The 14649-nt window shown below is 45.6% G+C and carries 13 protein-coding genes and 1 tRNA gene; 3 read left to right on the plus strand and 11 right to left on the minus strand.

Going from position 1 to position 14649, the window contains the following annotated elements:
* Positions 1 to 34 precede the first annotated feature (34 nt).
* The 3 genes from ACXAGX_RS12800 to ACXAGX_RS12810 form a co-directional block, all read right to left on the minus strand.
* A complete protein-coding gene (locus tag ACXAGX_RS12800) occupies positions 35 to 1282 on the minus strand; it encodes a glutamate-5-semialdehyde dehydrogenase (protein WP_474820058.1) in 1248 nt (415 codons plus the stop codon).
* A complete protein-coding gene (proB, locus tag ACXAGX_RS12805) occupies positions 1279 to 2388 on the minus strand; it encodes a glutamate 5-kinase (protein WP_474820053.1) in 1110 nt (369 codons plus the stop codon). Before proB ends, ACXAGX_RS12800 begins: the two co-directional genes overlap by 4 nt.
* 511 nt (positions 2389 to 2899) lie before the next feature.
* Entirely contained in the window at positions 2900 to 3898 is a 999-nt protein-coding gene (locus ACXAGX_RS12810; RefSeq protein WP_474838800.1) for a DNA topoisomerase IB, read from the minus strand.
* 468 nt (positions 3899 to 4366) lie between these two features.
* Between ACXAGX_RS12810 and ACXAGX_RS12815 the strand changes: the two genes are divergently transcribed.
* Entirely contained in the window at positions 4367 to 4915 is a 549-nt protein-coding gene (locus ACXAGX_RS12815) for a hypothetical protein (RefSeq protein WP_474820047.1), read from the plus strand.
* Between the two features lie 4 nt (positions 4916 to 4919).
* Here the strand turns inward: ACXAGX_RS12815 and ACXAGX_RS12820 are convergent, their stop codons facing one another.
* Positions 4920 to 5456 (minus strand): DUF2878 domain-containing protein, encoded by a 537-nt coding sequence (locus ACXAGX_RS12820; protein ID WP_474820042.1) that lies wholly within the window; start codon positions 5454 to 5456, stop codon positions 4920 to 4922.
* Between the two features lie 134 nt (positions 5457 to 5590).
* Here ACXAGX_RS12820 and ACXAGX_RS12825 point away from each other — a divergent pair, with 134 nt between their 5' ends.
* Together ACXAGX_RS12825 and ACXAGX_RS12830 are read left to right on the plus strand one after the other, a co-directional pair.
* Entirely contained in the window at positions 5591 to 7213 is a 1623-nt protein-coding gene (locus tag ACXAGX_RS12825) for a diacylglycerol kinase family protein (protein ID WP_474820038.1), read from the plus strand.
* A 4-nt stretch (positions 7214 to 7217) separates the two neighbouring features.
* Positions 7218 to 8525: a DUF2254 domain-containing protein gene (locus ACXAGX_RS12830; RefSeq protein ID WP_474838802.1), complete on the plus strand. Its 1308-nt coding sequence runs from the start codon at positions 7218 to 7220 to the stop codon at positions 8523 to 8525.
* Between the two features lie 10 nt (positions 8526 to 8535).
* Here the strand turns inward: ACXAGX_RS12830 and ACXAGX_RS12835 are convergent, their stop codons facing one another.
* From ACXAGX_RS12835 to ftsH, 7 genes are all read right to left on the minus strand, one after another.
* Positions 8536 to 8694 carry a YqaE/Pmp3 family membrane protein gene (locus ACXAGX_RS12835; protein ID WP_070124117.1) on the minus strand — a complete coding sequence of 53 codons (159 nt, stop codon included), beginning with the start codon at positions 8692 to 8694 and terminating at the stop codon, positions 8536 to 8538.
* A 135-nt stretch (positions 8695 to 8829) separates the two neighbouring features.
* Positions 8830 to 8914, minus strand: a tRNA-Leu gene (locus ACXAGX_RS12840).
* A gap of 11 nt (positions 8915 to 8925) precedes the next feature.
* Positions 8926 to 9339: a preprotein translocase subunit SecG gene (secG, locus tag ACXAGX_RS12845; protein WP_474838804.1), complete on the minus strand. Its 414-nt coding sequence runs from the start codon at positions 9337 to 9339 to the stop codon at positions 8926 to 8928.
* Positions 9340 to 9349: 10 nt separating this feature from the next.
* Positions 9350 to 10096, minus strand: coding sequence for a triose-phosphate isomerase (gene tpiA / locus ACXAGX_RS12850; protein WP_474820027.1), 747 nt, complete (start codon positions 10094 to 10096; stop codon positions 9350 to 9352).
* A 94-nt stretch (positions 10097 to 10190) separates the two neighbouring features.
* Positions 10191 to 11534, minus strand: coding sequence for a phosphoglucosamine mutase (glmM, locus tag ACXAGX_RS12855; RefSeq protein WP_474820022.1), 1344 nt, complete (start codon positions 11532 to 11534; stop codon positions 10191 to 10193).
* Between the two features lies 1 nt (position 11535).
* Entirely contained in the window at positions 11536 to 12378 is an 843-nt protein-coding gene (gene folP / locus ACXAGX_RS12860) for a dihydropteroate synthase (RefSeq protein ID WP_474838806.1), read from the minus strand.
* Positions 12379 to 12475: 97 nt separating this feature from the next.
* Entirely contained in the window at positions 12476 to 14425 is a 1950-nt protein-coding gene (gene ftsH / locus ACXAGX_RS12865; RefSeq protein WP_474820013.1) for an ATP-dependent zinc metalloprotease FtsH, read from the minus strand.
* Positions 14426 to 14649: the final 224 nt, after the last annotated feature.

Genomic DNA, 14649 nt, shown 5'->3' on the forward strand with positions numbered 1-14649 from the left:
CTCGCTGCTGCTTGTACAATGCAGACCAGTGAAATTATTCCCTGATTTGACCCGTACCGTTTACCAGGAATTTTTCCGCAGTTAACGACTCCAGTCCCATTGGACCATAGGCATGCAATTTGGTGGTTGCGATACCAATCTCAGCACCAAGACCCAATTGGCTACCGTCTGAAAAGCGCGATGACGCATTAACCATCACGACCGATGCATCTACTGCGCGCTGAAAGAAATTAGCCGCAATATTGTTCTCGGTACAAATCACTTCGGTGTGATTACTGCCAAAATCAGCAATGTGCTGAATCGCGGCATCGAAATCATCTACCACACGGATTGCAATTTCGAGCCCTAAGTATTCTTCACCGTAGGCGTCTTCAGCAATGACATCCGCGTTTTCAAAATACTGTGCCCCTTTCTCGTTTACATGAACCTTCACACCGTGTTCTGCAAACGCTTTCGCTACTTGTGGCAGAAAATCACCCGCTACGGCTTCGTGTACTACCAGTCCTTCCAATGCATTACATACACCGGTACGCTGGGTTTTACCGTTGAGCAGCAGATTCATCGCTTTCTCAAGATCGGCGTCCTTGTCTACATACAAGTGACACACCCCCTTAAAGTGCTGAATAACCGGTACCTTAGAATTATCGGTTACGTAGTTGATCAGCCCTTCACCACCACGGGGAATAATCACGTCGATGTAGTCGCGCTGCTCCATAAGCTCTTGCATTAACGCACGGTCAGGATCAGGAACAACACTGATCAATTCACGTGGCAAATTATGCTTTTCCAGCACATCCTGAAGTAATCCCGAAATAGCCAGACTGGTATCTAACGCTTCTTTACCGCCGCGAAGAATGACACCATTACCCGATTTGAAACACAGGGCGCCAGCATCGGCAGTCACATTGGGGCGTGCTTCGTAAATCATGCACACAACACCCAGCGGAATACGCATTTTCTTAATCTCGATGCCGTTCGGGCGAGTGCCTACCACGCGCTCCTGACCCACAGGATCATCAAGGGAAATAATCACTTCAATGCCTTCAGCCATGCCTTCGATACGTTCATCGTTAAGAGTCAGGCGGTCGATCATTGCGTCATCCAGGCCATTTTCCTTAGCTCGTGCAACTTCTTTTGTATTTACCTGTTTAATCGACTCTTTGTTAGCACGAATTGCCGCGGCCATGTCTTCAAGTACCGCATTTTTGGCGTTTTCATCAAGCACTGCCAGTTTCTGAGCGGCTTGCTTGGCGTTCTTTGCTAATGTCGTAATTAAACTCATTTTTTCTCCAGATTTGCTAAATTCTTTTTCGAAATGATGGGGCCCGTTTTCTGTTCAAACTTTAACGAGAATTCATCATTTTCTTGATTGGCGATAAAGTTGAGCAAGGTGCTACTATAATTAGAGCGCGCTTTCACCAATTTCGTCCCATCGTCTTTTCTGACGATGATGGTGTCTCCCACTGAAAACTCACCTTTAACGTCGACAATTTCTTTACTCGTCAATGACTCTGCGTCTTCAGACAATACTGGCGCAAACTCACTGTCGACAATAACTTCACCCTGAGCCCGTGTTGTATGACGCATCCAGTGCACATTTTCAGCCATCGGCTTCTCATGAGCAATAAAGTGCGTACCGGGATTTTCACCCTGCAACAACATATTAAAGGTCAACTCAGTAAACCCGTTAATAATAAATGTATCTATACCATGTGAAACGGCTTTCTCAGCGGCCTCAATCTTAGTGCGCATGCCGCCAGTACCTACACCGCCCTCTACAGCTCCACCCGCCATCTTATAGATGTCTTCGTTGATATGCTTCACTGTCGACAACATTTTTGCATCGTCATGAGCGTGCGGGTTTTTGTCGTAAAGACCATCAACGTCAGAACAAATGATTAGCGCGTCGGCATCGGCAGCGGCCGCTACCATTGCTGATAAATTGTCGTTATCACCCACTTTCAGTTTATCTGTGGTCACCGTGTCATTCTCATTCACGATAGGCAGAATGTTATGCTCCAGTAAGCTAAAAATCGTCTCACGAATACTGATATAACGTTCTCTGTCTCGTAAATCGGCATGTGTCAGTAACATTTGCGCTGACGGAAAATCGAACAGTCGGTCCCAGGTCGCCATCATTTCTGTCTGACCCGCGGCCGCCATCGCTTTCTTGATGGTAATGTCTGAACGCTCGCCATCTGGGAACTGATGAGCACCCGCCGCGACGGAACCTGAAGATACCAAAACCACCTGCGTTCCCATTGCACGGCATTTAACAATAAACTGGGCAATGCTCAGCAGATAATGACTGCTACAGCCTTTACGATTCGGAGAAATTAACGCACTGCCTACCTTAATTACAATGCGATTCCAATTTTTGCGTACCATAAAAAATTTTACCTTAAGTTTGTTGGTGCGTTAGTAGCCGTAGTGCCCTGAAAACATCACGTCTACTCGCTGAATTCGTTAATTGATTGCTGCGCACGTAATAAATGAATTAGAGCCCGATAATTATAGTCGGATATCGTAATTTCGTTGCGGAAAACCTGTTTCATCTCAGCGCTTCGCAACGCCATTTTCCAAAGACAAAACAAAAGGCGCTTCAAGGCGCCTGTTTTTGCTAACCAATTAATTTGAGTTCTAACTATAACAAAGATTCCGCAATAACTTCAAGTCGAATTATTTATTAGATTAGCTTTTGCTTACTTTTCTGCTTAAATTCAGCCAAAACGTGTGAATTACAATAACTGTGAAACATCAAAGGCAACAGCTTGATAAATAAACCAATAATAATTCATCGATTTACTTTTACTACGCTTACTTTGCAATAAAAGTTCAATCACACAACGGACTAACTGTTTCATGCACACCTTTCATCTCACAATTTCATTTAACGACACTAGCCAGAAATAATTTGAGTAAGATACCTTTCAAGCTGATTCAACGACGTATGCGCCGCTGAATTTTTCGACTTAAGCCCATCGAGTTCAATGAGAGCATCTTGCCGCTTTTTTTCGTTTTCAAAGGTGCTAATTAACTTCGGATGAATGTAATATTGACGACAAATTGCAGGTGTATTTCCCAGCATATTGGCAATATGTTTCACGAATGTGGTATCCCATCGACGACGCTTGTTACCAAGGTAAACTTGCTCAATGTCGGGCAAAGATGCTACACCGTATCGAGATGCGCCCCATGTGCGAAAATCTTTGCAGGTAAATTCTTCGCCGGCGTGTGAATGAATAAATTGATTTACGTCTCCGCTATCCACATCCTGCCAACGTCCATCAGTATCTTTATAGCGAAAGATAGCGTAACCCTGGGCCTGCGCGCTGTCGCAAACCAGTTCTGCTAATCTGGGATCGGATATATTCACATGACGGTCTTTACCGTGCTTACCGGTAAAACTAAACGATACACTTTGGCCTTCTTTATCTAAATGTTGGCGCCGCAACGTGGTTAAACCAAAGGTTTGATTCTGCTGGGTATAATATTTGTTGCCAGCTCGAAGCCCTGTGTGATCGAGCATCAGGCAAACCAGTGCCAGGCTCTTTTCCTTTTTCCAACCCGGCACATCTACCAGAGACCAGCAGGCTTTGCGGAAATCGGGGAGCACATCGGCAAACTGAATGAGCTTATTGAACTTTTCTTTCTGACGAGTTTTTTGCCAGTTTTGATGATAGATATATTGTTTGCGACCTTTTATGTCGTAACCCGTAGCTTGTAGATCTGCAGTCGCTTCGTGGGCGATGCGCACATCTTGCCAATTCGGTGGAATCGCAAGTTTATTAATTCGCTTTAAGGCACGCTGATTAGCTAGCTTTCTACCACTCACATAGTAATAGCTAAACCCCTTACCCTGTTTCGTTCGTCGAATTCTTAATGTGTCGTCAACCATACCTATACAGCTTCATACCGAATTGATTTGCCCTGGCAGTGTTAAGCAAATAAAGCACCAATAGCCAGTACTACTTTAGTGCCCTGCTTTTCCGCGGCTTCTCTCATTGTCGGTGGTTTTTCGCTATGTCACTGCCCCTCAATGACCATGAATTTTTTTCATCAAAGACGAAAATTCTTCATGAATATTAGTGAATCTTTAAGTAAGCATGAGTTAACCATGAACTTTATTAATACAAACCAGATACTTACATTAATGGAATGAAGATTGAAAGACAGATATATAGATTTTAAGTGCACAAATAGATTTACACTGCAATGTGTTGCAATCAATTGACACGAGTCACGCTAGATTGGAGAAATCGTCTAGCAGAGAGGAAATCACCGAGACGCGTTCGGTTGAAGCACGTTCGGTTGAGACAGTACCGAATTAAGATGTAACGAGAGAAGAAAGCGAGGGAAAGAAGCGATGAGTAATAATGCAACCTGGAGCGAAGTACAGGCAATTATGAATTCAAAGCACGATCAGTTGGCAGCGGTATTCGATAGTCAAAGCGAAGCAGATAGCTCGGTGGAGACCGTTAAAGATGCCGGTATTAGCGCAGATCAAATTACCCTTATTCACCCCCTCGACCCTCACTTCAATGAAAAACTAGAGCAGGAAAGTGAAAAAATTGGTAAGAGTTTATGGCGTTCTCACCTCTTACTAGGCACTGGTGGCGTAATCGCAGGTTTAATCGCTGCGATGCTACTGGTTATGTTCGGCCCAGAACTAACCCAAAATAACCCCATGTTCACGTTTATTGCACTAATCAGCCCTGGCTTGTTTATCGGCCTATTCATTGCAGGTCTACTTGGCTTACGCCCTGATCGTGATGAAATCATTCAAACAGTACGTTCAGCGGTGAGAAGAAAAAAATTCGCGTTAATCATAGATTTGAAGAAAAACCAGTCTTCCCTTCACATTCGTAAATTACTCGGTGGCCACAGCAATATTGTGATTAAAGCAGCACAGTAGCGGCTTAACCTTGGCTCTCTTGCTTTTTAGGCGCAAACGTCGAGGTAATTTTTGCATTTATCCATAGCCACAGAGGCACAGTCATCGCCCATACAACTGATAATACGGTAACTGTGAGCAGCGTTGATTGGGGAAACGTAACAGCGTTAAGTCGCTCCCCAGCGACGTAACTTAGCGGACCTGAAATCGCTCCTAAAACGGCTGCAAGGACATAGCGCCCTTGAAGGTAATCAAGGCTAACTCGCAACATCATGCCAAAAGCAATCCATAGGGTTACCAGCCAGTATGGAATAAACCAGGCGAACTGGTTAGAGAATGCGAACAGTCCACTTTGCAACATTACACCATCGACGAGTGAGCCATATAATCCGATCCCCAACCCTAACAAGGTATCTTCTAATTTATGTTTACTGAATACGATATGTAGTACCAACAGAGACAAAATAATCAACAAATACGCATCCTCGAACAGGATGGCCAAGAACCAAATCGTTTGAAACCAAATAAAGTTAATTATCTTCGTAAGGGTTGAATGCCCCATAGATTGCCCACCATTGATGACTTTACTGACCGGTATCAATCCGAATTCGGCCTATTACGTATTCTTACTATCTACGAAATTAAACCACACAAGTTCAGGCGTCGTCTCGACATCATAGTATAAGGAGATTGTGAGTGAAAATGGTGAAGTATTACATACTGGGCGCATTGCTTTGTATCGCATTGGCGATATGGTCACCCATTATAGTCGTGTCATTATTACTTTGGTGGGGCGCGTTTTCACTCACCGCTGTCTCATTTGCCTATTTATTTAACTACCCTGGTCTGTTTCGTAAACGTGAAGATGGTTCTATACCGTTTTATGTACGTTGGATATTCATTCCATTTTTGCTTGGGACCGGTGCCTACAATGCCTGGGCGCGAAAAAACGACAAAGTCCCTGCGGTTCAAAAGATAGACGAAAATCTCTACCTCGCCTGCCGATTATTTGGTAAAGACATTGAATCGCTGCAACAAGAAGGTGTAACCGCCATTCTTGATGTGACCGCAGAGTTTGATGGCCTGGACTGGTCGGCCTATCAATATGACTGCGAGTACCTCAACTTACCGGTGCTCGATCATACCAGCCCCACGCCTGAGCAGCTTAATACTGCCATCAACTGGATACAGCAACATGTTGCAGAAGGTCGAAAAGTGGTCGTTCATTGCGCGTTAGGGCGAGGCCGCTCAGTAATGACCGTAGCGGCTTACTTGCTTGCCCGGGACAACACGCTCTCTGTGCTCGACGCAATGAATCAAATCCAGTCGATTCGTCAGACCGCACGACTAAATAAGCGTCAATTGTCAGCACTGAAGCAAATCAAAGAAGGTGGACGTCTAAAGCTTACAAAAACCCTGTGTCTTATCGCCAATCCGGTTTCCGGTGGTGGCAAATGGGGGCAGGAAAGGCAGTATATTCTTTCCCAGCTAAATCCCCATTTCATTGTGAGTGTAAAAGAAACCACGCCAGACATCTCAGCACGGGATCTGGCTGAACAAGCAGTGAAACAAGGTACAGCTATTATTGTCGCCTGTGGTGGCGACGGCACAGTGACGGAAGTCGCCAGTGTGTGTGCTGATAACCGGGCGACATTGGGCGTTATTCCACTGGGCACTGCCAATGCCTTAAGTCAGGTTTTCCATGGTTACATTAGCAAAATCATTCCTATCCAGAGAGCCTGTGATGTCATCATCGAAGGATATACACAAAACATCGACACGGCCCTGTGCAACAACGAACTCATGCTCCTGGTCGCTGCCGTCGGTTTTGAACAAGAAATGATAGCTTCAGCTGACAGGGAAGAGAAAAATCAAGGTGGCCAAATGGCTTACCTGCGCGGACTGTGGGATGCCATTTCGGCAAACGAAACCATGTCGCTGGAAGTATGTTTTGATGATGAAACTAAGAACATCATTCAGACACCGAGCTTCGTGGTCGCTAACGCCGCTCCTATTACTACCGCATTAGCACAAGGCGGAGACGAACCTGACGTCACAGACGGTAAATTGGATATCACCTGGCTAACGCCACAGCAAGACAGTGAAACACAATTTTTATCTCTCGCTGAGCTGGTCTTCAGCAATGCGGAAAATAAAAAGCAATCCCAACGTATTCAGCACAAGCAAGTGAAGAAATTGGTCGTTAACTTGCCAGACAAAGCTAAGTACGCCATTGATGGCGAAATCCGTGAAGCCAATAAGCTGGAAATAATTGTATGCGCCGGCAATCTCACTGTGCTGACAAGTCAGGAAAGCTAGCCATATGATTAAACCGATTGCGAGTTTTGCCAAGGCACGATGGGAAGGGATAAGAGCCAGTTATTGGTTTATCCCCAGTTGGATGATTACCGTAGCTTTTCTGGTAGGCTACTTGTGCATCAGCTATGTACCTGCGTACATCCCAGACACCTTATACCAAAATTACATTCCCCATATTGCAGCAGAAGACGCAAGCGATCTCATTTCAGCGATTGCCTCTGCCATCATCACAGCCACCAGTATTGCCTTTTCCATGACGCTGGTGGCACTTACCATGGCCTCGTCTCAATTTGGCCCTCGCCTGTTACAAACCTTCATGGATGACCGCGCTACCCAGATAGTACTTGGTGCACTCACTTCAACCTTCATATTCTGCTTGAGTGCCCTGCATCGTATCAGTGTGGCAGAAACAGACATGCTGGTGTCGTCGACGTTGTCAATCATCGTGTTGGCAATTGGCGTGCTCGATACCCTAATATTGATTTTTTATATTCACCATATTGCCAGGTTCATTCAGGTAGACGAGATCATAAGTCGCTGTTATTGCGAGTTTACCAGTAATCTGAATAGTCTGTTCAAAATGACCGAGAGTCAAAACAACATACACAACGTGGCTCCAGGAATGCTGGTAAATGGCGATGAGCAACACGCCATTAGCTTTGATGAGTGTGGCTATGTGCAAACTATCGATTACGACAATTTATTGGTGACGAACGACGATGTGATCGGCGTGGAAGTTAAAGTGCGTGGTGGTGACTTTGTGGTCCCGGGCCAAACCGTTATTCTTCTACACAGCAGCAAGACATTATCGGACGAGCACATCAGTTTTTACCGTTCCTGTATTGTCACAGGGAGCCGAAGAACTTCGCTGCAAGATCCTGAATTTTCGATCAAACAACTTGTCGAAATAGCCTTAAGAGCGCTCTCCCCTGGCATTAATGATCCGATAACCGCGATGTCATGTTCAGACCGACTCACGTCTGCGCTCATATTATTGGCTGAGCAACAATTTCCCAATGAAGCGATTATAAATACGGATAACGATATTTGGATGAAGAGAAGAACCTATACGTTCTCGTCGGTGTTCAATACGTGTTTTGATCAAATTCGGCAGGCGGGAAGTTCCCATGTAGATGTGATGCTTCATTTGTTAACGTGCCTTCAAACATTACGAAAGCAGTTGCCAGCATCGCGCTCGGAGATGATAGAGACTCAAGTGGAAGCAATAAATTCGCTCATCTCACCAGAACTAAGAAGTGAAAAAGATAAGGCCAATATAGCGGCAGCAGTAGCTGCCGCTGAAACCGTCTAATCAAGTAAGATTAGCGCGTAGCGATAATATACACCGCATGCACAATACCTGGGATATAACCCAACAAGGTAAGCAGGATATTAATCCAGAACTGCACACCAATACCTACCTGAAGGAATACGCCTACTGGAGGAAGTAAAATTGACAATAAAATGCGAAGAATATCCATAATTTTCCCTTTCTGTTAGTAAATTAACGTCTTACAGCAAGGAGTAGCGAGATTAATGCCACAATGTCAGTAATTTACCAGCACTCGAATTTTAAGCATAAAAAAACCCGGCTAATCAGCCGGGTTTTTTTAATTTGGTGCGGAAAGCGGGACTTGAACCCGCACGACCGAAGTCACCACCCCCTCAAGATGGCGTGTCTACCAATTCCACCACTTCCGCAAAATCGTTAATTAATTACTTGGGATATCGCTTTCAGCACTATCCGTTGCTGGTACGTCAGATACAGGAACATCTGAAGCATCTACAGCAGGTAAAGCATCTACAGCAGGTACATCATCAACAGGAGCCACTGGCGCTTGTTGTTCAGCGGCTGGAACTTCTAAATCATCCCAGCTATCACCTTGTTTTTCTGCATTTGCAGTGATGTTACCTAAAAATAAACTCAGTACAAAAAACAGCGTAGCCAGTATCGATGTTGTTTTGGTCATAAAATTACCAGAACCACTTGAACCGAATACGGTGTTTGAACCGCCACTACCGAATGAAGCCCCCATGTTTGCGCCTTTACCCTGTTGGATAAGAACGAAACCAATAAGCATCAGCGCTACAATCAGGTAAGCGACTAAAAGCACTTCGTATAACATAATATCCTCGTCAATATGCCGCTTGGCAGATTGCATTAAAATCTTTCGCTTTGAGGCTCGCGCCACCAATAAGACCACCGTCTATATCAGCTTGGCCGAACAACTCTTTCGCGTTATCTGGTTTTACACTGCCACCATACAGGATTTGCATGGAATCAGCGAGCTTACCATCGTAGGAAGCGATAAACTGACGAATGAATGCGTGAACATCCTGCGCTTCCTGTGGCGATGCCGTTACACCTGTGCCGATGGCCCAGATAGGCTCATAAGCAATAACTGCATCACCGAGTTGCGATACCGGAATGCGGTCGAACACGGCTTTAAGCTGCGCTTCCACATACTCGTTAACTTTGCCCGCTTCTCTTACTGAGAGCGGCTCACCGCAACAAATAATGGGTGTTATACCTGCTTCGATTAATTTAGCCGCCTTTTCAGCCACTAATTCACTCGATTCGCCGTGGTCATCTCTGCGTTCAGAGTGGCCAACGATGCAATACTTGCACTCAAAATCGTTGAGCATTGAAACGGATAAATCACCTGTGTGAGCACCGTTGTCGCAAGCACTTACATCCTGAGCTCCAACTGGGATTTCACCCTCTGAGAATTCCGCTATCAGAATACTCGGTGGACATAATGCTACATCCATTAAGGATAAAACTTTAGTATCAAACTCTTTGATAAATTCTTTTACTAAAGAACGGGTTCCGTTCATTTTCCAGTTGCCTGCAACCAGAAGCTTTCTTTTGTTCATATTCACAATAAGACCTAGCCCTGTCTCGAAGCGGGCGTGATATTAACGATTCCCGCTCTATTATACAAGTCCCAAAAACACATTATTTTCGATGAATCAATCAATTGGCCACTTTACGTACAGCATCGGCGATAAATTCAGCCCATTTCAGAGATTGCATCTCATCATCAGACTCAACCATAACCCGGATCAACGGTTCTGTACCACTCTTACGCAGCAATACGCGCCCGGATTTACCCAGTGATGCTTCGGCTTCTGTTACCGAGTCTTTGACAGCCTGGTTTTCGAGGGGATTCGATGCGCTTTCTTCATAGCGCACGTTAATCAGTTTCTGTGGGAACTTCTCGAAGCCACCACTAAGATCGTGCAAGTCCATACCTGAACGCAACATCGCGGTGATAACCTGAAGGCCTGCGACAATACCGTCACCTGTTGATGCAATATTGAGGTTAAGCACATGACCGCTATTCTCACCACCAATTGCCCACCCTTTTTGTTGCAGCAACTCCATGACGTATCGGTCGCCTACCGCACTTCTGGCGAATGGAATACTCAGTTTGCTCAGTGCGACTTCAAGACCCAGGTTACTCATAAGTGTTCCCACTACACCACCAGACAATCGACCTGACTTCAGTGCGTCGCGGGCAATGATGTAAAGGATTTGGTCACCATCAAGCACATTACCTAAGTGATCAACCAACATAATACGGTCGCCGTCGCCATCGAGGGCAAAGCCAAGGTCGGCTCCTGTTTCCAGTACTTTTTCAACGGTGGCCTTCATACTGGTAGCGCCAACTTTGTCGTTGATATTCAACCCATCGGGCTTGGTACCAATTTCGATGACTTCAGCACCGAGCTCAGACAACACATTTGGCGCAATATGGTAAGTGGCACCATGGGCGCAATCGACAACAATCTTCATGCCTTTAAGAGACAAGTCAGAAGGAAATGACCCTTTACAGAATTCAATATAGCGACCTGCCGCGTCGTTGATCCGCGTGGCTTTACCTAACTGATTGGAAGCCACGCAAGTCATTGGCTTATCCATCATGGCTTCAATAGCCAGCTCAATATCATCATCCAGTTTATAACCATCAGCGGAGAAGAACTTAATTCCATTGTCATAATAAGGATTATGGGAAGCAGAAATTACGATACCCGCTTCGGAACGGAAAGTTTTAGTGAGGTAGGCAATAGCAGGTGTTGGCATCGGGCCTAACAAGCCTATATTAATACCGGCTGCTGACAAACCAGCCTCTAACGCAGATTCCAGCATGTAACCAGAAATTCGCGTGTCCTTACCGATAAGCACTTTATTCGTACCGTGACCCGCCAGTATTTTTCCGGCAGCCCAGCCCAATTTGGTGACAAATTCAGGGTTGATAGCACTTTCCCCTACCTTTCCCCGAATACCATCTGTACCAAAATATTTGCGCTGACCCATTTCAGGCTCCTTGGATTATCTTTTGAATTTGTTGAATCTTGTTTACTATTTTTATCGCATCCACGGTTTCTTCTACATCGTGAACACGAATAATTTTTGCGCCCATTTGTGCCGAAATCGTTGCTAATGCAAGACTCCCTGCCAGACGCTGTTCAGTCGGCTTATTGAGCAACTGACCTATCATTGATTTTCGCGACATTCCCACTAATAGCGGGTAACCTAAATGCTGAACACGGTGCATTTCAGCCAGCAGCTGATAATTATGGTCCAGGGTTTTACCAAAACCAAAACCAGGGTCGAGGATAATGTTTGCATCATCAATACCCGCATGATTGCAAGCATCTACCCGCTCAAGCAAAAAATTGATCACTTCATCTGCAATATCCGTGTATTCCGGCGATGCCTGCATTGAATCAGGTTGTCCCTGCATATGCATCAAACACACAGGCACACCCGCTGCCGCTGAAACCTCAAGTGCTCCTTGCTCCTGCAGAGCGCGAACGTCATTAATTAACCCTGCCCCGGCGTTAACCGATTCACGAATTACAGCAGCTTTGCTGGTGTCTACAGAAATTACCGCTTCGGTTTGACCCGCTAATCTTTCAATTACCGGTATCACTCTATCCAGCTCTTCTTGCTCAGAAACTTCTGGCGCGCCAGGACGAGTAGACTCGCCTCCTATATCAATAAAGGTTGCACCGGCTTCTACCATGGCATGCGCGTGGGCGCAGGCCTTTTCAACCGTATTGTGTTTTCCTCCATCAGAGAAGGAATCCGGTGTGACATTGAGTATACCCATTACACGGGCAAGAGAGAGGTCTATTTCGGTATGTTTAAAGTGCATAACGTATATCTATCATTATGAATATATTCAGGAAAACACAAGAGGATTTGTGGGGGTAAAACAAAAAGCGCCAGTAGAAACTGGCGCTTTTAGCTTTTTAGCTTGGCAGGTCGCCGGGCTTTCCTACCGAGGGTTTATTTAAACCATCATCGGTAATTTCACCCTCGCGAGCAGGCTTTCCACCTGGAGGCGTATCGCCACCTTTCGGCGCACGATCGTCCCAATCAGAAGGTGGACGAACGTCACGGCGTGCCATCAGATCGTCAATTTGTTTGGCGTCGATGGTTTCATACTTCATGAGTGCATCTTTCATGGAGTGCAGAATATCAATATTCTCTTCCAAAATTTTGTATGCACGGTCGTAGTTAGAATCGATGAAAGACTTCACTTCAGCGTCGATGGCACGAGCCGTGTCATCAGACATGTGGGAAGCTTTAGACATTGACTTGCCTAAGAAAACTTCACCTTCATCTTCTGCGTACAACATTGGGCCCATTTTGGTAGACAGACCCCACTGCGTCACCATCTTGCGAGCAATTTCGGTTGCACGCTCAATGTCGTTTGACGCACCTGTTGTTACCATGTCATCGCCATAGATGATTTGCTCGGCAATACGACCACCAAACAGACTTGAGATCATACTTTCAAGATGCTGTTTAGAATGGCTAACACGATCCTGCTCAGGCAGATACATGGTTACACCCAATGCACGGCCACGAGGAATAATGGACACTTTATAAACAGGATCATGCTCTGGCACTAAACGACCCACAATGGCGTGACCCGCTTCGTGGTAAGCCGTCATGGCTTTTTCGTTCTCAGACATCACCATAGACTTACGCTCTGCGCCCATCATGATTTTGTCTTTTGCTTTTTCGAACTCTTCCATGGCAACCAAGCGTTTATTCGCACGAGCTGCGAATAGGGCCGCTTCATTAACCAGATTGGCAAGATCAGCACCGGAGAAACCAGGTGTACCACGAGCGATAACCGCCGCTTCCACATTGTCGCCAATTGGCACCTTGCGCATGTGTACTTTCAGGATTTGCTCACGTCCACGGATGTCCGGCAGACCAACAATTACCTGACGGTCGAAACGACCAGGACGCAATAATGCAGGGTCAAGTACATCAGGACGGTTGGTCGCGGCAATAACGATAATACCTTCGTGACCTTCAAAACCATCCATTTCAACCAGCATTTGGTTCAAGGTTTGCTCACGCTCGTCGTGACCACCACCTAGTCCAGCACCACGCTGACGACCTACGGCATCGATTTCATCAATGAAAATGATACAAGGCGCGGCTTTCTTCGCTTGTTCGAACATGTCACGAACACGCGAGGCACCCACACCCACAAACATTTCAACGAAGTCAGAACCAGAAATAGAGAAGAACGGTACTTTCGCTTCACCTGCAATGGCCTTCGCCAGCAGCGTTTTACCGGTTCCCGGAGGACCGACCATTAGTACGCCTTTAGGAATTTTACCGCCTAGTTTCTGGAACTTGGAAGGATCGCGCAGGAAATCTACCAGCTCTACCACGTCTTCTTTGGCTTCATCACAACCTGCGACATCAGCAAACGTCGTTTTAATTTGATCTTCACCAAGCAGACGCGCCTTACTCTTGCCGAATGACATGGCGCCACGGCCACCGCCGCCCTGCATCTGACGCATGAAGAAAATCCACACGGCGATAAGCAGTAACATGGGGAACCATGAAATGAAAATGGAAGTAAGAATAGAAGGCTGTTCAGGTGGCACACCTAATACACGCACATCTTTCTTCACCAAGTCAGAAATAAGCTGGTCATCAAAATACGGGATATAGGTAACGAAAGATTCGCCACTACGTCTGGTACCGCGAATTTCCTTCGCATCACTGTTGATACGAACTTCACGGATATTTCCCTGATTCGCTTCTTTCAGGAATGTTGTGTAATCCGTTTGGTCTTTTGTCGATTCACCAGGAGAAAAACTCTGAAAAACCGACATCAGGACAACGGCGATAACCAACCATAAAATTAAATTTTTTGCCATATCGCTCAAGCTATTAACCTCTAAAAAAACCGGAACATCCGGGGACTAATGACAATTAAATGCCCGTCACGCTTTGATAAATAAGCAAATGCTCTACCATAACGCTTTGCCTTCCCTTTGTTTCCGTACGAAATGCGATCCTTACTTCGTCAAATTACAGCCTACTACAAAATAATGCCTGTAGCCACCTAATACACAGCGAAACCGAGGCGTCAAACGTGCAAGGTGAATTA

Source organism: Alteromonas sp. ABV4_515, assembly GCF_056160345.1.